Annotated in this window: 18 protein-coding genes and 1 tRNA gene; 9 read left to right on the forward strand and 10 right to left on the reverse strand. The window is 40.6% G+C overall.

Features of this window, described 5'->3' with window-relative positions:
- Positions 1-59 precede the first annotated feature (59 nt).
- A complete protein-coding gene (gene recR / locus G6053_RS13020) occupies positions 60-674 on the forward strand; it encodes a recombination mediator RecR (protein WP_108631813.1) in 615 nt (204 codons plus the stop codon).
- Here recR and G6053_RS13025 read toward each other — a convergent pair.
- From G6053_RS13025 to G6053_RS13035, 3 genes are read right to left on the reverse strand one after another with little or no spacing between them, the layout of a single operon-like run.
- Positions 671-1,846 carry an oxygenase MpaB family protein gene (locus G6053_RS13025; RefSeq protein ID WP_165306696.1) on the reverse strand — a complete coding sequence of 392 codons (1,176 nt, stop codon included), beginning with the start codon at positions 1,844-1,846 and terminating at the stop codon, positions 671-673. The genes recR and G6053_RS13025 overlap by 4 nt on opposite strands.
- A 57-nt stretch (positions 1,847-1,903) precedes the next feature.
- Complete coding sequence (locus tag G6053_RS13030; RefSeq protein WP_165306697.1) at positions 1,904-2,266, reverse strand: hypothetical protein; 363 nt, start codon at positions 2,264-2,266, stop codon at positions 1,904-1,906.
- Positions 2,267-2,268: 2 nt separating this feature from the next.
- Positions 2,269-2,889, reverse strand: coding sequence for a hypothetical protein (locus G6053_RS13035; protein ID WP_165306698.1), 621 nt, complete (start codon positions 2,887-2,889; stop codon positions 2,269-2,271).
- A gap of 179 nt (positions 2,890-3,068) precedes the next feature.
- Here G6053_RS13035 and G6053_RS13040 point away from each other — a divergent pair, with 179 nt between their 5' ends.
- Together G6053_RS13040 and G6053_RS13045 are read left to right on the forward strand one after the other, a co-directional pair.
- Positions 3,069-3,959: a helix-turn-helix transcriptional regulator gene (locus tag G6053_RS13040; RefSeq protein WP_206531934.1), complete on the forward strand. Its 891-nt coding sequence runs from the start codon at positions 3,069-3,071 to the stop codon at positions 3,957-3,959.
- 76 nt (positions 3,960-4,035) lie between these two features.
- Positions 4,036-5,298 (forward strand): amidohydrolase, encoded by a 1,263-nt coding sequence (locus G6053_RS13045; RefSeq protein WP_165306699.1) that lies wholly within the window; start codon positions 4,036-4,038, stop codon positions 5,296-5,298.
- A gap of 94 nt (positions 5,299-5,392) precedes the next feature.
- Here G6053_RS13045 and G6053_RS13050 read toward each other — a convergent pair whose 3' ends face one another.
- A complete protein-coding gene (locus G6053_RS13050; RefSeq protein WP_165306700.1) occupies positions 5,393-5,989 on the reverse strand; it encodes a hypothetical protein in 597 nt (198 codons plus the stop codon).
- A 530-nt stretch (positions 5,990-6,519) separates the two neighbouring features.
- On the opposite strand from G6053_RS13050, the gene G6053_RS13055 reads away from it, so the two are divergent.
- The 3 genes from G6053_RS13055 to G6053_RS13065 all read left to right on the forward strand — a co-directional run bounded on the left by G6053_RS13055 (position 6,520) and on the right by G6053_RS13065 (position 9,617).
- Positions 6,520-6,582, forward strand: a tRNA-Asp gene (locus G6053_RS13055).
- Positions 6,583-6,985: 403 nt separating this feature from the next.
- Complete coding sequence (locus G6053_RS13060) at positions 6,986-8,080, forward strand: slipin family protein (RefSeq protein WP_165306701.1); 1,095 nt, start codon at positions 6,986-6,988, stop codon at positions 8,078-8,080.
- Positions 8,081-8,195: 115 nt separating this feature from the next.
- Complete coding sequence (locus G6053_RS13065) at positions 8,196-9,617, forward strand: RtcB family protein (protein ID WP_165306702.1); 1,422 nt, start codon at positions 8,196-8,198, stop codon at positions 9,615-9,617.
- An 83-nt stretch (positions 9,618-9,700) separates the two neighbouring features.
- Here the strand turns inward: G6053_RS13065 and G6053_RS13070 are convergent, their stop codons facing one another.
- From G6053_RS13070 to G6053_RS13085, 4 genes are all read right to left on the reverse strand, one after another.
- The gene (locus G6053_RS13070) at positions 9,701-10,987 is read right to left on the reverse strand and encodes a chloride channel protein (protein ID WP_206531935.1); all 1,287 of its coding nucleotides are present in this window, start codon (positions 10,985-10,987) and stop codon (positions 9,701-9,703) included.
- A gap of 168 nt (positions 10,988-11,155) precedes the next feature.
- The gene (locus G6053_RS13075) at positions 11,156-11,614 is read right to left on the reverse strand and encodes an effector binding domain-containing protein (RefSeq protein ID WP_108632879.1); all 459 of its coding nucleotides are present in this window, start codon (positions 11,612-11,614) and stop codon (positions 11,156-11,158) included.
- Positions 11,615-11,737: 123 nt separating this feature from the next.
- A complete protein-coding gene (locus G6053_RS13080) occupies positions 11,738-12,598 on the reverse strand; it encodes a DUF6265 family protein (protein ID WP_165306703.1) in 861 nt (286 codons plus the stop codon).
- Positions 12,599-12,641: 43 nt separating this feature from the next.
- Entirely contained in the window at positions 12,642-13,199 is a 558-nt protein-coding gene (locus tag G6053_RS13085) for a DUF4256 domain-containing protein (protein ID WP_206531936.1), read from the reverse strand.
- Between the two features lie 132 nt (positions 13,200-13,331).
- Between G6053_RS13085 and G6053_RS13090 the strand changes: the two genes are divergently transcribed.
- The 3 genes from G6053_RS13090 (at position 13,332) to G6053_RS13100 (ending at position 15,801) form a co-directional block, all read left to right on the forward strand.
- A complete protein-coding gene (locus tag G6053_RS13090; RefSeq protein ID WP_108631803.1) occupies positions 13,332-14,216 on the forward strand; it encodes a DUF808 domain-containing protein in 885 nt (294 codons plus the stop codon).
- A 297-nt stretch (positions 14,217-14,513) separates the two neighbouring features.
- Positions 14,514-15,197: a dihydrodipicolinate reductase C-terminal domain-containing protein gene (locus G6053_RS13095; RefSeq protein WP_165306704.1), complete on the forward strand. Its 684-nt coding sequence runs from the start codon at positions 14,514-14,516 to the stop codon at positions 15,195-15,197.
- 88 nt (positions 15,198-15,285) lie between these two features.
- Positions 15,286-15,801: a hypothetical protein gene (locus G6053_RS13100; RefSeq protein WP_165306705.1), complete on the forward strand. Its 516-nt coding sequence runs from the start codon at positions 15,286-15,288 to the stop codon at positions 15,799-15,801.
- 113 nt (positions 15,802-15,914) lie between these two features.
- Here G6053_RS13100 and G6053_RS13105 read toward each other — a convergent pair whose 3' ends face one another.
- Both G6053_RS13105 and G6053_RS13110 read right to left on the reverse strand, forming a co-directional pair.
- Positions 15,915-17,300 carry a WG repeat-containing protein gene (locus G6053_RS13105; protein WP_165306706.1) on the reverse strand — a complete coding sequence of 462 codons (1,386 nt, stop codon included), beginning with the start codon at positions 17,298-17,300 and terminating at the stop codon, positions 15,915-15,917.
- A 208-nt stretch (positions 17,301-17,508) separates the two neighbouring features.
- Positions 17,509-18,075, reverse strand: coding sequence for a pentapeptide repeat-containing protein (locus G6053_RS13110; RefSeq protein ID WP_165306707.1), 567 nt, complete (start codon positions 18,073-18,075; stop codon positions 17,509-17,511).
- Positions 18,076-18,293 lie beyond the last annotated feature (218 nt).

Here is an 18,293-nt window from a genome sequence, read left to right on the forward strand (position 1 = left end):
ACAATATAGCTATTTTTTTAATACTAGCTACTTTTTGCGATTATTCTTACATTTGCATTATGAATTTTTCTTCTAAACTTCTTGAGAACGCGGTTGCGGAATTTGGTAAATTGCCGGGTGTGGGACAAAAGACAGCGCTAAGGCTGGTCTTGCATTTATTGAAGCAGTCCGATCCTGAGGTGGCCCGTTTTACTGCCGCTATTGACCGATTGAAAGAAGATATTCAGTATTGCCAGGAGTGCTTTAATATTTCGGACCATTCGACTTGTGAAATATGCAGTTCTTTCAAGCGGGATAAAAGCACAATTTGTGTCGTGGAGGATACACGTGATGTCATGGCCATTGAAAATACAAATTCCTATCAGGGCGTTTATCATGTGCTGGGCGGACTGATTTCGCCCATGGATGGTATCGGTCCGGCTGATCTTAAAATTGAAGGTTTACTCAATCGTATTCAACGAGGTGGTGTAGAGGAAGTTATTCTGGCATTGTCGGCAACAATGGAGGGCGATACAACGATTTTTTATCTGTACCGTAAGTTGCGTGAATTTGATATTAAGATTACGACAATCGCACGTGGTATTGCATTTGGAGGTGAGCTGGAATATGTCGATGAGCTCACATTGGGCAGATCGATTGCCACGAGAGTACCCTACGAACGAAATGTAGGTTAGTTGTACGTCAAATAGATCTGTTTGACTCCCTCATGAACTTTTCGGCCTTTTCTTATCTGTTGCTGCCTTACTTTATCGTTTAGGATTTGACTGTTTGCTTTTTTGTTTTTGAGGATGTTGAAGTAGGCAATTTTGCCGATAGTCGTTTTTTCCAGTCCCAACAACGCGCAGGAATAAGCTCCTAAAAGATAGTTGTTATAATACAAATGAACTTCCCGCATGAGTTTTCTACCAAATTTGCTTCTTGGATATGCCGCGTTTACTGGTTCTTGCATTAGAGCCTGAGCGAGTGCGACACTATCCTTATCACCTTCTTTTTGGGTCATTGTCCAATAGTACAGCGATTTTATGGCCTCCTCCTCCGAATCCGGAAGGAGATCCAATGGAATGCCCAATAAAGTTCCGATATATTTCCAGAGATGAAATATGCCGTTAATTTCATTGTTTAACAAATTGAATTTCATTTGTTTGAGTCCGATTAAATAAACTAATGAAAAACCTAAGTTTGTTGCCAGCATATCCCAGGTATTTAAAGGAATGCCCCATTTATCAGAATTCCAATCATTATGTTTCAATATATTCAATCGGGCAAATGAATGGATGCATCTGGTTAACAGAATGGCCTCTATACCGATACCGCCTTTTTTCAATGCATCATTGGCCGTAACATCAACCCAAAATGTAACGGTTTCCGTTAAACGCTTTACCGCACCTTTTTTCAGTGCTCCTGTAAAAATCAGGGGTTTATTGATCGCACTGGATTCGTAGCCGCCCATAAGACAGTAATCCCGTAATACAATAAGTCCGGTTAGTCCCGAGCGTTGACTGAGTTCGATTCCCTGCTCTATTTTTTGTCGGTCGAGCCACTCCGGTTCGAGGGGTAGTGTAGCCATGAATTCCGAAATCAGTCCAACGTAATCGGCTTCAATAGCTTTACCGCGCAAATAGTCCCGAATCAGTTGCTGTCCCTTTGCGAAACCAATTTTCAGATGCAAATGTTCCACCAGTTGGTCACAGGCTTTGTCATATTGGTATAACAAAGGTATAAATTGTGCTGCATGAGCCAGATCTGGAGTGGTTGGCAATTTAGTTAGCAGACTAGCACCAATACCCTTTGTCCAGTAAAAGTGAAAAGAGGTTGTGTTAACTTTATAGCGATCGGGAATTTTCATTTTTGATAGAAATATACAGGACTTGAATTCTCCTGTTCTCAGTTCAAGACCTGGTACCTATTGGATTGTCCACAATACATAGGATCCCGTTATATCAATTTTTTGCCCTCTTTTTGTGAACTTGAAGTCCATATAATCTGTCTGACAGGACGTAATGTCACTACAGCAGAACTGTCTGGAAATTTTAAAATGAACGCGAAAGGAGCCTTTTGAGGAGAGGCGATCAAATGTGATGTTTCCGATGCTAAAATCGCTCAGGGCCGGAGCGCCATCTTTATCTTCCAGCTGATTAACGACATGATCGTCAATCAGGAGTCGTTGCTCAGGACCTAATAGTTTCGAAAACTGTACGGAATCATCAATCAGTGAGTCAAAATTACCGTCTACTGCGACTGTCAATTGTATTGCGGTTTCTGCCATGTTTAGTATACATTAAACTCCCTCCAATTGGGGATGTACAAGTTATAAATAGCTTCGGATTCTTTCTTGGTTTTTTTAGAAAATTTACAAAATGCTGCCAAAACGATCAGATTCAGCTGTTCTTTATCAAGATCAATCAATCGGGAGGAAAAACAGATCTCGTTGCCTTCGATTTTATAATTCGAGTTCGATCGTTTACTTAAACGTACAGCCGTGATCGCATAGTTATCCAGTTGCTCTTCCCAATAGGATACCATTTTGATTAATTCATTGTATAAAAGATCCATACTCCATGCTTTGAGTAATTTTAAGGTGTTCACATTCTTTCGTTGATAAACCCGGATGCTACTTGATTTAAGTTCAATGGTAGCAGGAGATACCGTCGAAAAAACTTTAACAAGGTAAGGAGTTTTGAACAGATAATAAGGATTTTCAAGATAGGAATAGGATTGATCTTCTTCCTGATGTACCGGAGGATTGAGCTTGATGTATTGCTTCAAAGAGGCAATATCGTAATAGGGCGGGGCATAGATACGATAGGGAGAATATGTTCCCTGGATCTGAATATAATCTTTGTTCCAGCTGACGATTTCATAAAAATTATGATCAATTTCAATCTGCATATTAAAAACTTTTTTAAAGCTATTTGAAAACCCGGTTGGTTGCTTTTCGTTCTAAATAGGATTTTTTCCTGTGCAACCTTTGATTTTCTATAAACTGAAATCAAAGTAACTATATTTTTGCGTTAAACCCATGAATTGGGAGAAAATTCATGCAATGTTTAAAACAGATACGCGATTTTATGTTTTCCAGGATTTATGATTTATCTTTGAACCTGTTTATGCATCATCCTACTGACCATTTCCCAATATTAAATCTGCAGAAATTCTACGATGGAATAATGTCCGACCGTGATTTACTTTTTCATGAATTAACCGGAAAGCGGGAGATTGATGAACCTCACAAGCACGATTTTTTTATTTTACTGCTCTTTGAAAAAGGAACTGGCACGCATACTGTGGACTTTGAAACATTTAGTTTAGGAGCGCATCAATTACATCTCGTATTTCCGGGGCAGGTACATCAATGGTCGATGACAGACCCTACACAAGGGTTGCAATTGATGATCAGCAGGTCGTGGTTTGAAAGCCTTTTACCAGCATTGCGCTTTCCGGTATCCTATTATTTGCGGCATTTGGTGATTACTTTATCCGAGCCGGGGTATCAGGCATTGGAACAGGAATTCCGGGCTGTTTCCACTGACTTGAAAGAAAAAGAAATTCTATGGGAACTCATCTACGCCAGGGTCAAAGTAATCGCATTGCTGATTAGTAAATTTGTTTCGGACAATTTTAACGATTATGACCAATATCAGGATAACCCGATCATTGCGAAATTTGTGCAATTGATCGATTGTTGGTATAAAGCTGAACGCTCTGTTGCATTTTATGCGGATAAATTAAATATTTCTGCCAATTATCTGAATGTCCTGAGCAACAGAATCTTTCAGGTATCGGCTTCTGCTTTAATTCAGGATCGGATATTGCTGGAAGCCAAGAGGTTGCTGAAAATATCGAATAAGTCTGTTAAGGATATTGTTTTTGATCTGGGCTTTTATGACAATGCCAGTTTTAGTAAGTTTTTCAAGAGCCATACGAACATGACACCCAGCCAGTTTAGGGCTCAGCCATAATATTTACAAATGATGTGATAATATCTACAAAGCGGAAAGCCTTAAATAGCCTAGTTTTGAAAAAAATGATATTTTCATGAACGAATTAATTCAGCGCAGCGAGCAGTATACACTGGAAAATGTACGGTTGGAAACAGGGTTTCTTTACCGGGAAGGACAAATTATCGGAACTGATACCGCGCTTTTTTCCATAACGATAACGGATGGAAAAATACAGGAAATTCGGCCGGCCCAAACCGGTGATGAAACAGGACCATTCAATGCCAATGGAAAACTTGCTTTACCCACCTTTAGGGATATGCATATCCATCTGGATAAAACGTTATACGGTCTTCCTTGGAAAGCCGTATTTCCTAAAAACAGGACGGTGAAGGATATGATTGCACGTGAGCAGGAAATTATCCCCGAACTCCTCAAGACGTCGGTGGAAAGAGCGGAAAAACTAATTATGCTGTTACAAGGCTATGGAACTCATTTTGCAAGAACACACTTTAACGTTGACCCGACTTCGGGTACTAAATCACTGGGACATCTGCTCAGGGCGCTGGAACATGTGAAAGCATCTTTTGGTGCGGAATTGGTTGCCTTCCCGCAACATGGATTATATTACACCGATTCAACTGGACTGATGCGTGAAATTGCCGCTTGGGACAAAGTTGACTTTATAGGCGGTTTAGATCCTTATAGTATAGACGGAAGTATCGAAAAACCGATGGACTTTACTGTTCAGTTAGCCTTGGACAACAAAAAGGGAATTGATATTCACTTGCATGAGGGCGGAGAGTCAGGTGTTAAAACCATTCATTATTTAATAGATAAAGCACTTGAGAATCCGGAGCTACAGGGACGTACATTTATCAGTCATGCTTTTGCGTTGGGCTATATGTCTCCAAAGGATCTGCAATACACTGCCGAGCGTTTGGCGGCAGCCAAAGTCGGCATTGCCAGTTCGGTTCCTTTTCGGAATATGCTCATGCCATTACCGCAATTACGCAAGGCAGGAGTAGAGGTGCTGACGGGAAATGATAATGTACAGGATCATTGGGGAACTTTCGGTAGTGGAAATATGCTGCAAAAAGCGAATCTTGCTGCACAATTGTATGGCTATGAAACGGAATATGATCTATCCCGTTGTTTGCGTTATGCTACAAATGGGAAATTACCTTTAGATGATAAAGGCAATAGAACATGGCCAAATGTAGGTGATGAGGCAAGTTTCCTATTGTTGGATGCGAGCTGTTCCGCTGAGGCAGTATCCAGGATCTCTGCTGTAGACGGACTGTTGCATAAGGGCAATATTGTAAAATGGCATCATTCGCTGCCTATTCAATCGACTTAAATACACTTATTTATAATATGATGTAGCCACTTTTTATATGCAAAAATAGAAAGTGGCTTTTTTTAGATCAGCTCAACTGTTTTTTATAGTGCCATTATTGTGCATAGCTTGTCTTGCAATAATCAATTTTATAGTTATTCTCTTCAATAACTAGCTGTACTTCATTTTGTGTCTTTATATTATCACCAAAGTCTATAAATATACTGTATTTATTTGTGTCTAACTTTTTGATAAGGACGCTATTGATTCTTAATGCATCATCATTGCCTCGGCCAAATAACCACATTTCCTGTGTATAGAGGGGATAAATGTTTTTCCATTTGGCTTTATATCGCGCTTCCGCTTCGGGTAATTCGGCATCTGTCAGATTGGAAGGACCATAAATTTCATTGGCATCCTGTAGGAATTCCGTGAAACGTGCCGTACAGATGATCTCTTCCTTGTCTAAATAATAGCAATACTTCCCGGACTTTCCGTCTTCGCAGCGAAAAATGGTTTTCAGCCATTCTTTGGCCGGATCTGCAGCTGTTTTTGACGCGACCCGATCATTGTTTTTTGTACTGTCCGATAACAAGATTTTTTTTTCGTTTCTATACATTTCCCTAGCAGGGTTATTTGTATTGTCTGAGCCCGTACAGCCTGCGGTGACAAGCAATACAGCCAATATCGCCGAAAATATTTTTATACTCATTTTAGGATGAATTCATGTTGTTTATGCAGACGTAAAATTAGTATTTATATCGGAAGTCGTTCTCATGGATTTCAGTGATATTTTTTGCTTTCGAATCGTTCATGTGCGTCAACTACGATTTGTCTTCTTCTTGTCTACGCATTCTAATTGCGCATTACCACTTGGTGGCTCTTAGATGAGATCTTGGTTTTAATTTTTTATAACTCATTATCAGTAGGTTGTGATTTTATTTATTATTTTTTTGATGTTTAATTATACTGCGCAGTTTACCTGCATATTCGCCCTGCGATCTTTGTCATGTCAGCGATGATAAATGTTCTTTGATGAAAATAATAGCAAAATGCTTTTAAGATATGTGCCTCTCTGTGAAGGGAGCACGAAAATACTCTCAGGTTTTGATTTGCATCCCGGTCTCCTGTTTCTGTATAGCAGGATAGTGTTGTATCCGATGGGGATTCAATATACTGATAAGATGAAAAGCATGAGAGAAGATTGCCAGGGATGAAGGTTCGAATCCTTCCCCCGAAAGGGGTAGCTCAAGGGTAGAGCATGGCATTGTCGTTGTAGGTCGCAGGTTCGACTCCTGCTCCTGAGCAATCAGGATAGTTCAGCTTGGTTAGAACAACAACTCAACCGTGTGGGTTCGAATCCCACTTCCATTTTCGGATGGAATAGCATAAGGGTATTGCACAGAATTTAGGTTCTGGATTTGAAAGTTAACCTTCTTTAAAAAGGTCAGTTAATTAAAGCTTGCTATAATTTGTCTGGTTCCGGAGAGTGCTTTGTTTCTCTTCGGGACAGTTGATGATGGGCCTGTGATCGGGAACATCTCATACAGAGCCGATACAGGAAGAGCGGATAACAGCTAGCGGTGCTAGCCGTCTTGAAGTTTCTAAGTGTAAAGATCTGTATGGGCTCTTTTTGATTCCGCCCTGCATCGATGGACAAATAATAGCAGGTTTTATCATTAGATAATAGTATAAAACAAAAGATAGTATGAAAAGAGTACAAGTCAATGTCAATGAAATTGGATTGGTGGTTAAGAATAACCAAGTCATCCGTGTATTGGAAACCGGTAAATACTGGTTGGGTTTCGGCGAAAAACTGGAGCTATACAATAGGGCGCATTCATTTCCGTCCAACCACAACATTGATGTGCTCCTGCTGCTGGAGGGCTTTCGTGAACTGGTTGACATTGTCGAAGTGGAGGATACCGCCATTGCACTGGTTTTCTTAAACAATAATTTTGAGAAGACATTGGCGGCAGGTAGGCATATATTCTGGAAAGGTCTGCAGTCACGTAAATTTCAATTGGAGGATATTTCGGAAATCGAAATACCGGTTTCTGTCAACCGTCAATTGTTCGAAAAGCAAACCTTGGCATACTATATCCGCCAATATAAAGTTGAGCCAAACGAGAAGGGCTTACTTTTTGTTGATGGCGTGTTTACGGAAATTTTGAATCCGGGAACATATTTTTGGTGGAAGAATGCAAAAACAATCGCAGTTTCAAAAGCGGATATGCGTGTGTTGACCTTGGATGTGGTTGGACAAGAGATTCTATCGCGGGACAAAGCACAGATACGGGTCAATTTCACGTTACAATATCAAATCGTGGATATCGTGAAATCGCTGTTGGATCATAAAGAGTACGAGAAGCAATTGTATGCGGTGATGCAGTTAAATCTGCGTACCTATATCGGGCAAATGACTTTGGACGAACTGATGGAGAAGAAGACCGAGATTAGCAGCTATATTTTAGAAAATACCACTGCTTATATCGCCGGATTAGGGCTACGCTTATTGACTTGCGGTGTCAAAGATATTATTCTTCCCGGAGATGTCCGTGATATTATGAATCAGGTGCTGATCGCGGAAAAACGGGCACAGGCAAATATTATTATGCGGCGTGAAGAAACCGCCTCCACAAGAAGTTTGCTCAACACGGCGAAGCTTATGGAGGAAAACAACATGTTGTTTAAATTGAAAGAAATGGAATATGTAGAAAAAATCGCGGAAAAGATCAATAGCATATCTGTTTCAGGAAATGGACAGATTGTCGATCAGTTAAAGCAATTGTTTGTTAAATAACGGGCATAGAAAGTAAATAAAGTGGAAAAAAAGAGGTGCAGGTGGCAATTGTAAAGAGGTTATTGCCACCTGTTTGGAATTCGATTGATTCCCCTCAATAACAAAAAGATAAAAAATGGAAAATAAAAGAATCAACGGCAATGACCTGATTGCATTGGGATATAAAGAAAATCATACATTGGGTGCTGCTTTGAAAATCAACAGCAAGCGACATGGTTTGACGAAAATGGAAATGCTGGACAAATTTAAAGCTGTGCTGGAAAATCCGTCCGAATATGTGGAGGATACGATATTCAGTGTACTTGCGCATGCCATATTAGGCCAGGATGCAGTAGATGCCTCCCTGATTGCCCTAAATGAAAATCCCATGGGATATACCATTTATGGAGAATCTGAAATTGAAGCGGGAGCCAAGGAGCAGATGAAAGTCGCGATGAAGCTTCCTGTTACCGTTGCCGGTGCATTAATGCCGGATGCCCATCAAGGTTATGGCCTGCCGATCGGCGGTGTACTGGCCACCAATAATGCGGTGATCCCATATGGCGTAGGGGTTGACATTGGTTGTCGAATGGCCCTGTCCATATTTGATCTGCCGGCATCCCTTTTGGACACACATACCGATACATTAAAGGAAACTATCCTGAAACATACGCGATTTGGCGCCGGTAATGGGTATCTGAAGCACGAACGCGTGGAGCACGCAGTGTTGGAAAACACCTTGTTTTCGGAGAATAATCTGCTTGCATCGTTAAAAGATAAAGCATGGACGCAGTTAGGTTCTTCGGGGGGCGGCAATCACTTTGTGGAATTTGGAATTGTGGAATTCAATGAAAAGGATGAAGTACTGAATATTGAGAAAGGAGTTTACCTGGGCTTACTGACACATTCCGGATCCCGAGGATTGGGGGCTACCGTGGCTGCTCACTATACCAAATTGGCCAAGTCTTTGTGTAAACTGCCTTATCAAGCCCAGCATCTGGCTTATCTGGACTTAGATACAATGGAAGGACAGGAGTATTGGTTGGCAATGAATCTGGCCGGTGATTACGCTTCTGCCTGTCACGAAGTTATCCACGAAAAGATAAAAGCTGCTTTGGGCGCTGAGCTACTGGCAAAAATTGAAAACCATCATAATTTCGCATGGAAAGAACGCTGGAATGACCAAGAGGTTGTGGTACACCGAAAAGGTGCTACTCCTGCGGCAAAAGGCGTCATGGGGATTATTCCCGGTTCCATGGCAACGCCGGGGTTTTTGGTTCGCGGAAAGGGAGAGATGGCGGCGATCCAATCGGCTTCCCACGGCGCGGGGCGTTTGATGAGCCGTACGCAGGCGATCAAAACGCTTTCGTCCGTTGAACTGAAAAATATTCTGACTGATCAGGGCATTACTTTGTTGGGGGCGGGGATGGATGAAGCGCCTATGGCATACAAAGACATTCATACTGTCATGGCCTCTCAAGAGGAATTGGTGGATATCGTGGCTAAGTTCTCACCAAAGATTGTTCGTATGGCAGACGATGGTAGCCGTGAGGACTAGCATGGATTACTATGTTGAAAAAGCAGTTTCATTGATAAATGAAACTGCTTTTTTATTATTTGCTTATAAAAGGGAATTGGCCATTAACTATGGGCAACTTCCTTGTAGGTGTACACATTATAAGGGTAGATCTTTTTGGCAAGGAGTTTAGCGACAAGACTGGACAGCAGCAACGGCGCAAATAGTATATAGCCTGAAGGAACAATACTCGCAACAATAAAAATTGCTGTAAAAGGAGCATGGATGGCTGCCGAAAGCATGGCAGCTGCGCCAAACAAGGCGAAATTAATGATAATGAGCTGGGTGCCGAGATAATGGTTGCAGAATTGTGCAAAAAAGACACCAAACAATGCACCTGTTACAATACTTGGTGCAAAGACGCCACCATCACCGCCAGCGCCCAAGGTAAGCGCTGCCGCCAACGGTTTTAACAGCACTAACAAAAGCAATGGGAGAATGTATAACCAATTGACCGATCCATGTAAACTACTTTCCAGGATTTCCCCAAGACCATGATAACTGTCACCATACAATAGCGGCAGAAAGAAAATCAGTAGGCCCACAGTGATTGCTCCCAAATTGACGCGAATAAAATTATTCTTTATTCCGGCAAAGAACGATTTTGCATAGATTACAATTTTAGTGAAATACAGTGCCAATAAACCGGCTATTAATGCCAGAATGATAATATAAGGGATTGCCTGCCACCGCCATTGCTTTGCCGCGAAGTGAAATAGGGGAGCTGCATCCATATAATAAACAAAAAGAGAAGCGACAAGCATCGAACTGATACCGCTTATCATTAGTGTTTTGCTGCATTTTCTGGAAATAACTTCAAGGGCAAATAACAGACCGCCCAATGCGCTGCCAAACAATAATGTCACTCCAGCGATAACACCGGCGCAGATCAGTTCCGTCTTATAGGCCCAGGCGGGATGAAGGCGTTTATAGGCTTGATTTCCTACAGTTGCCGTTGCTACTACCGTCGAGACTTCAATCCCTGTTGATCCACCGAAAATAACGGTCAAAAAGCCATTGATATAATGGGATGGTATTTTAAAAAAAGGCAGATGATCTTTCCGTGTTTCAAGTGTCGTGTAAATCTCCTTGATCCCTTTATTTTTTCTATTTTGAAAAGCATATTTCCGGAGAAAATATATTGCTGTGATGCCGATGCTGGGCAAGATGATAAATAGTCGGTGATCCAGTTGTACAACGCTTTCCGCTATTCTTTCCTGAACATAGCCCGTGATATGTTTGAGGCTATAGGCCAATAAGCAACAGATCACGCTCACAAAAACCGAACTTCCCATTAATTTAAGGTAGCTATATCGAACAATTTTCCTGCGAAGTGTGGTGGTGGCCTGCATATTATTTTGCTTTAAATCGGCACAAAGGTAAAAGATATTTTGGCGAAAATAAAAGCAAGGCGGCTCCGACATACCTATTGTTACATTGGTTGGCGGAGCCGTTCATGTTGTCAGGGTTTAACAAATTGAGCTGTTATTGTCCCGGTGGGTGTTATTCAGTGATTTTGCTTATTGGAGCCCAATGAAAATATCAACTTTAGCTTGTTCGGGATTTTGTGCGTTTTCTCCATAAACTTCAAAATCTGCTGAAAATGCACGCGGAAGATCGGCTTCCCAGATATTCAGCCATGCGTCGTAAACAATGCCCGCTTCCAGATTTCCTTCAACTTCGACATGATGGTAGACATTCTCCTCAATACGTATGCCGTCCATGTCATCCGGGACATCATCGAGGTGGGCAACCTTGCAGCCCAACAAAGTGGTGTAAGGTAGCGTGTGATCTTTTTCATACTCCGTATAAACACAATATAGTGCATTGGAGACTTTGTTTGGAATCCGGTTCATGATATCATTTTCAAAAAATCGAGCCCAGAGATCAGGAATATCTTTGGCGGCCTGACTGTCCTGATTGCTTGTCCTGATTGCAATTCCAATAATATTAAAAGAAGGAATAGATCTGTTTTTCATGCGTTTTATCTTTTCTCCAAAAATAGATCCGCCAACTGACAACTGTCTGTCATCAGGAATCACTGAAATAAAAAATTATTGTTGGCGATCAAATACAACCGAAACTTTATCCGGTGCTTTAAATTAATGTGCTTTTTTCCATATCTTTTCCGAAAAAGGGAGGTACTCAGCTAACGCTGCTGATCCATACCAAGTATAGTACATTGGTTCCAGAAGTCCATTTTTGATCGTGGGATCTGTTTGTAGAAGCTCCTTTGCCTGTTCAATTGTAGCGATATTATTCAGAATAAATAGCCCCCGAAGACTGCTGTCATTTTTGCCAAATGGGCCTGCCACGATCAACTGGCCATTCTTTACCAAACGGGCGATATTTTCCATATGCCCTTTAAAACTTTCGTTAATAAGTTGTTTATCCGTAGTATTATTCTGGCCGGTTTTTAATAAAACAAAGATATAGCTTTTCATGCCATAGTCGTCTGCGCCAAGTTTGTTTGCTAAGCTCCCGTCATAATTTGTGTTTTCGCTAGGTAACTCATTTATTACTTTATGGACATCAAAAGTGTGTCCTTCTCCTGATTTTCCTTCAACTGAGATGTGCAGACGATCGCCTTCAAGTCTGGTATAACGTATGTGCTTGGGGAAATCGTGGGCAACATTGCTAAACGAATAGGTGCTGTCCTTATAGCTTAATTCGAAATCTATTTCTTTTCCGTTGTTTTGACCGATCACTAGTGCCGAATAGATGACTTTATTGCCCAGTTTTCTAATTTTTAAGTACTCACTGATTATTTTCTGACCATTTTTTATCGCATAGGATATGCCCTTTAATTCGCTGTCGCTGACCTGGTTCCAGTGTTCGTAGCTGTCTTTATTCACTACTTTCCAGGTGCCTTGGAGAAAGGTGGGAAAGGGGCTTTGTGCGGATACTGACCTGGACAAAAAGATGCAGAAAACACTAAGCCATACGATTATTGATTTTTTCATTTCTAGCTTAAATTATGTTAAACGGGTTGTTTATTCGTGATATTTAAAGGTGTAGTATAGCCCTAAATCCACGCGCGGCATAATAAGAGATCGCGCCATTGTGGTAGGTGAACACATGATTATAGCGCCGGTCACAAAATAGGGCACCTCCGAGTTGGCGGATGTTGGCAGGGGTCTGTATCCAGCTTGATGTTTTTAGATCAAATTCTCCCAAAGTTTGCAGCTGTCGATATTGTTCTTCCGTCAGTAGTTCGACACCCATTTGTTTGGCTGTTTCTACTGCGCTGTCGGCAGGTTTATTTTCTTTTCGGGAATCCAGTGCGGCTTGATCAAAGCACAGACTTCTTCTTCCTTTTGGGCTTTCTGTAGCGCAATCGACAAATAGATAAGCATTGCTGACTGGATCCAGACCAATAACATCAGGTTCACCACCGCTCAGTTCCATTTGCTGTAAACTCCAGGCCTTGGCTGGGTTTGCTTCGATTTTTCGCTGTACCGGTTCCCAAACGAGTTGCTGGTGCCTTTTCATATTATGCTCAAATCTGGTCTTAAGTACGTTTAATAATGTGGTATGCTCCGTCGCTGAAAGTGATTTTTTCATATTTGGTATAATTTGTATCTAAAATACACAATTAAATAGATCTGTTTATAGGCGATTATGGCAATCCCGTTAAATTACTTATTTACGAATTGAATTAAATTTATATTTTTACGTTCAAATTTTAAATAAAATATGGCTTCAGGAATATTTGCAATCTTAGATGATATTGCAGCTTTAATGGATGATGTTGCGGTTGCTAGCAAGATAGCGACAAAAAAAACAGCAGGAATCTTGGGTGATGATTTGGCCGTGAATGCGGAAAAAGCAACAGGTTTTTTGGCATCTCGGGAATTACCTGTCCTATGGGCGATTACCAAAGGGTCACTCATCAATAAACTGATTATCGTCCCTATAGCTTTGTTGTTGAACGTCTTTTTTCCGATCGCTATCAAATACATTTTGATTTTGGGCGGATTTTATCTGGCTTTCGAAGGGGTTGAAAAGATTATCGAATATTTGTTTCATCGGAAGCACCATGAAGGTGAAACAAACACCGAAGAAGTTATTGCAGAGAATGATATGGAAGCTGAAAAGTCGAAGATCAAGGCGGCAATCACAACAGATTTTATCCTTTCTGTGGAGATCGTTATCATCGCCTTGGGAACAGTGCTGGATAAAGGTCTGACTTTGCAGATTATTACCGTTTGTGTAGTTGCTCTTCTTGCTACGGTAGGCGTGTATGGTATCGTTGCATTAATTGTTCGGATGGATGATGCTGGATATAAGTTGATCAAAAGCGCGAACGAAAAAGGACCATTGGCCAGCTTGGGTAAACTACTGGTGTTAGCCCTTCCTTTTATTATCAAATTGTTGGCCGTGGTAGGTACCATTGCCCTAATTTTGGTTTCGGGCGGTATTTTTACCCATTACATTGATTTCCTTCATCATGCCTTGCCTGATTTTCCGGGGATAGTCAAAGAACTTTTGTTTGGACTTGGGGGCGGCATTATTGCAGTGCTACTTTTCACGATTGGTAAGAAAATTTTTGGCAAAAAGAAGATCGCAAGCGCGACGTAATTGCTGAAAAAATAGTTCATAAAAATAAACCGACTGTCTCAAAAAAAGAGGTAACTTGAATACGGTCATTCACATTTATTGCGTTACTTATCAAGACAGACCTACTTGGACGGAGATGGTCGAGCCCAACATGAAAATGCTAAGCAATGTTATGACCGTAGTCGAATCAATTGTGTGTAATATTCAGTATATCAGCTTAGGTTTAAGAACAACCTTTACGCATTACAAATACATCTGGTATTATTTTATCGATTTATAGTCAAAAGGATACCAGATGTTTTTGACAAAACAAACAATATGAATAAAAAAAAAGCATTTGTAGTTGGATCAGGAAAACTGGCAAACGCTATACTGAAAGCTGATTTTTCCATTCCCACTGTCGAACTTCTTCCATGGCAAGCGTCCAATACAACGACATCGCCATCTATCGTTATACATGCTGGATCGGGCCGTGAACTGAAAGATTGTCTTGATTTTTGTGCGCGCACAGGCTCAGTGTTAATCGAACTGTCGACGGGGCTGGCGACCGAGAAGCTTGAGACAGCTTTTCCGCTCGTTATTTGCCCAAATACGTCCATACTATTGTTAAAAACACTTTTTATGCTCCAACAATTTGGCCATAATTTCAAGGACTATGAAATATCCATTACGGAGTCACATCAATCCTCCAAAACGACTGAGCCGGGTACCGCCTATCATTTTGCCAATTCTTTACATGTCCCTCACGAGCACGTTATCTCTATCCGTGACGCAAAAACACAAGCCTATAAGATCAATATCCCTGTTGCCCACTTAGAAAAGCACGCCTACCACCGGATTGTCATCAAAGATAAAAATGATGAAATTAAGATTGAAACCAAGGTCCTCGGACATGATTCTTATTCAAATGGCGTTAAAAAAATAATTGAAGTCTGTTTAAAGAATAAATTGGCCAATAAAAGACATACAGTACTGGATTTAGTAGATATGGGGTTATTGTAATTAATGCTCAGTTTTTGAAGCGGATTCAAACAGCAGATAAAGAATAAAGCTATTTAAATTTCTTTCGCTATGATAGCATTTTTTCAATATGGGATTTGGAGCTAACTTAGTCTTTGTATATATCTTTGCCCCGGTTTTGGCGATTTTGATATTATACTTCATTCTCACAGGAAATCGCTTCGTTGGAAAGGCAATCGTCTCGATGATTGCTGGAGCCATTTTCCTTAGCCTGTTATCCCTATTTATCCAGTGGGTCACAGCTCCGAAGATCCTGAAAAAAGAAGACTATTATGGTACATACCATGTCAAACGCAACTTATTTCCCGGAGAGCAAACAGATTGGCAGTACAATACGTATACTTTTGAAATAAAAAGCAACGATTCAATTTATTTCAAGGTCCTAAGGGCCAATAAGGTTTCCAAGATCTATCGCGGAAAGATTGAAACCATCACCCCTTATCGTTCCGCACGTTTAAAACTCTACATGGACTTTCCGACGCATCATATCCTTGATTCAGATCCGACCATATATCGAAATGCATGGGGATTCTATTTGGTATTTTATTCACCCAAGTATAATAATGTATTCTTTGAAAAAGACTGATTACGAGCGAGGTATGTTTGAGGTCCTATTAGACCATACTATGATATAGCTAATAGATGAGGCTGTCTCAAAACAAGTCAGCCTCTTTATTTTTTGAAAAAAGTGTATATGAATTAGATTTCTTCTGCGACTGCTTCGGCTGCGGCGTCCAATTCGACCTGTTCACCCTTTGTATTGATTAGGATAACATCATCGGATCCCTCTTTTGTGACCGATGCTAAACCATCGCTGAAGGAAGTTGCGCCGCTGTAGATAAAAGGAATGGCAATTTTCCCCTGGCCATTCAAATAACCGTACTTACCATCTTTACTCGAAAGGAAAAGATTTGGTTCTTCGGTTATTGAAATAAAATCATAGGCTGGCGTTAGGACCTTATTTGTTTTTATGTCAACCAGGCTGTATTTGTCATTTTCGACACGAATGAAATGTGTGCCATTATTCTCCGAGATGAAGCTATAGCTTGCCGGTACAACGATTTTTCCGGCCTGATTTAGGATTCCGTATTTTTCATTTTGCTGAAAAACAGCGTAACCACCATTGATAAATGAAATCATATCATAATTGGCCGAGATAAGTACTTTACCTGCCTTGTCCAGAATACCATATTTTTCATTTGTTCCAAATAGAAACTGTTCCGAATTATCGTCATAGCTTAAATAATCGTATTGAAAAGGGATCACGGTTTTCCCCGTAAGATTGATTGCACCATATTTCTCATTTTTAAACTGGACAACACTTACCTCACCGACAAATGGTGTAATGTAATGATACTGTGCTGGCACGACGATTTGTTGTGCATCATCCTGTAAGCCCATAAGACCGGAAGTACTATCCTCAAATAGGTATAGGTTTTCGGCCATCTGATTGTTTTCTTCACCCTCCTGTTCTTCGCCGTAGATGGAATCTACCTGATCATAATCTTCTGGAACGATAAAATCGTTGTCGTTCAGTTGGCTGTTCGCTACACTTTGTGCCACAATATCTACGCCCAGCGGCGTGGTTACCTGTAAAACGCCACCGGGAATCTTTTTGAAAATATCAAAACCCTCCCAATAGATAACAGGCAGTTTCTCACTATACCAGATGGATAAGGTGCTATTGCCCTCGATATCTTCTATATTGGGAAGTTCGATCTGTGCCAACTTACAAGGGTAACCGGCGATATTTTTAGTTTGGCCCGGAACCAATTTGATCGAGAAGGAAGTTGCTTCATCTTCGTGTACGATGTATTTCGATAAGGACGGATAGAGTATGGTCGACTTATCTTCATTCTTTTTAGCCAGAAAAATAGATTCCTGTCCATCCGCTGAGGAGACCACTTTTATCTTGTCATTACTGACATAAGCCTCATACAAAGAGACCGGAGCTTCCTGCTCGGTACCGCTGTTAGCGTTTGTAACCACAATGGCATAATCGATTTTAAACGCTTTATTGATCTGTGCGAGAGATACTGTGCTGGCAGCCATCAAAACTGCTAATGATAAGAATGTTTTTTTCATCAGAATAATTTGCTTTTAGCGGTGAGGAAACGGTCATGAGCTTGTATGCACAAGGTATAGTTGCCATTGTAAACGCATGATAGGTTCATCTACCTAAAATTGATAGGCAAATATGATGATTTAAGATAAGCTCTTTTATCCCTGAAATCCGTTATTTAGCCGATTGCTGATTAAGGACATTTGCCGCGCGCAATATCAAAAATTCCGCTCAGTCGATCAACAATTGATATTTTGCCAATAAACCCGGTAGTTGCTCCGGTTCGAATTTACTCTTTTTCATCCGATTGGCTTCGGGATCCATTTGGATATGGACCGAAGTCCGAAAGTCACAGCCTTCCAGATTGCATTGCTCAAACCGTGCGTTCAGGAAGTTGCAATCTTTGAAGATGGCCTGTTGGAGGTTGGCTTTTTCAAAATCAACATGTTGCAATGAGCACTGTTCAAATTTGAATCTCTTCATATTACGTTCAAAAAAAGAAGCATAATCCAGTGTGGTATTCTTCATTTCAATATGAAAAGAGAATGAACTACATTCGTTGAACTGGATACCTAACATCTTGCAGTCCTGAAAAATGACATGATCCAATTGTGTTCCTTTTAATTTTATATTGGATAAATTACAGGATTTAAATTCACAATTTGTGAACATCAGATCAGCCATTGCGGCATTTTGGAAATCGCAATACTCAAATGTGCATTTATAAAATTCTGTAATTTGCTGTAATTCTTTGTTGAAGTTTACATTCGAAATAGTCTGCTCTACCAGTTCTTCCATGATTTGTCTGTCTACGTAAATATCGGGATTGACCGCAGACGAAAATACACTTTTATCATTGATAATGGAAGTATAACCGATTTAATCCCTTACATTGCCCCGAGGCCAAAAATGGCTGACTTCAGGGAGAAAAATCCCTTATTATGGGATGTAACTTTGGCAAGTCGCCAAGCTTCCTTTTGTGTTGGCGAGAAATAGTTGTCTAAATAGAACTCTGG

The sequence above is a fragment of the Sphingobacterium sp. DR205 genome, assembly GCF_011064245.1.
Taxonomy (GTDB): domain Bacteria; phylum Bacteroidota; class Bacteroidia; order Sphingobacteriales; family Sphingobacteriaceae; genus Sphingobacterium; species Sphingobacterium athyrii.

Excerpts from the sequence above, each read along its gene's own strand:
- recR (WP_108631813.1), top strand. The coding sequence starts at position 60 with ATGAATTTTTCTTCTAAACTTCTTGAGAACGCGGTTGCGGAATTTGGT.
- G6053_RS13025 (WP_165306696.1), bottom strand. The coding sequence starts at position 1,846 with ATGAAAATTCCCGATCGCTATAAAGTTAACACAACCTCTTTTCACTTT.
- G6053_RS13030 (WP_165306697.1), bottom strand. The coding sequence starts at position 2,266 with ATGGCAGAAACCGCAATACAATTGACAGTCGCAGTAGACGGTAATTTT.
- G6053_RS13035 (WP_165306698.1), bottom strand. The coding sequence starts at position 2,889 with ATGCAGATTGAAATTGATCATAATTTTTATGAAATCGTCAGCTGGAAC.
- G6053_RS13040 (WP_206531934.1), top strand. The coding sequence starts at position 3,069 with ATGTTTTCCAGGATTTATGATTTATCTTTGAACCTGTTTATGCATCAT.
- G6053_RS13045 (WP_165306699.1), top strand. The coding sequence starts at position 4,036 with ATGAACGAATTAATTCAGCGCAGCGAGCAGTATACACTGGAAAATGTA.
- G6053_RS13050 (WP_165306700.1), bottom strand. The coding sequence starts at position 5,989 with ATGAGTATAAAAATATTTTCGGCGATATTGGCTGTATTGCTTGTCACC.
- G6053_RS13060 (WP_165306701.1), top strand. The coding sequence starts at position 6,986 with ATGAAAAGAGTACAAGTCAATGTCAATGAAATTGGATTGGTGGTTAAG.
- G6053_RS13065 (WP_165306702.1), top strand. The coding sequence starts at position 8,196 with ATGGAAAATAAAAGAATCAACGGCAATGACCTGATTGCATTGGGATAT.
- G6053_RS13070 (WP_206531935.1), bottom strand. The coding sequence starts at position 10,987 with ATGCAGGCCACCACCACACTTCGCAGGAAAATTGTTCGATATAGCTAC.
- G6053_RS13075 (WP_108632879.1), bottom strand. The coding sequence starts at position 11,614 with ATGAAAAACAGATCTATTCCTTCTTTTAATATTATTGGAATTGCAATC.
- G6053_RS13080 (WP_165306703.1), bottom strand. The coding sequence starts at position 12,598 with ATGAAAAAATCAATAATCGTATGGCTTAGTGTTTTCTGCATCTTTTTG.
- G6053_RS13085 (WP_206531936.1), bottom strand. The coding sequence starts at position 13,199 with ATGAAAAAATCACTTTCAGCGACGGAGCATACCACATTATTAAACGTA.
- G6053_RS13090 (WP_108631803.1), top strand. The coding sequence starts at position 13,332 with ATGGCTTCAGGAATATTTGCAATCTTAGATGATATTGCAGCTTTAATG.
- G6053_RS13095 (WP_165306704.1), top strand. The coding sequence starts at position 14,514 with ATGAATAAAAAAAAAGCATTTGTAGTTGGATCAGGAAAACTGGCAAAC.
- G6053_RS13100 (WP_165306705.1), top strand. The coding sequence starts at position 15,286 with ATGGGATTTGGAGCTAACTTAGTCTTTGTATATATCTTTGCCCCGGTT.
- G6053_RS13105 (WP_165306706.1), bottom strand. The coding sequence starts at position 17,300 with ATGAAAAAAACATTCTTATCATTAGCAGTTTTGATGGCTGCCAGCACA.
- G6053_RS13110 (WP_165306707.1), bottom strand. The coding sequence starts at position 18,075 with ATGGAAGAACTGGTAGAGCAGACTATTTCGAATGTAAACTTCAACAAA.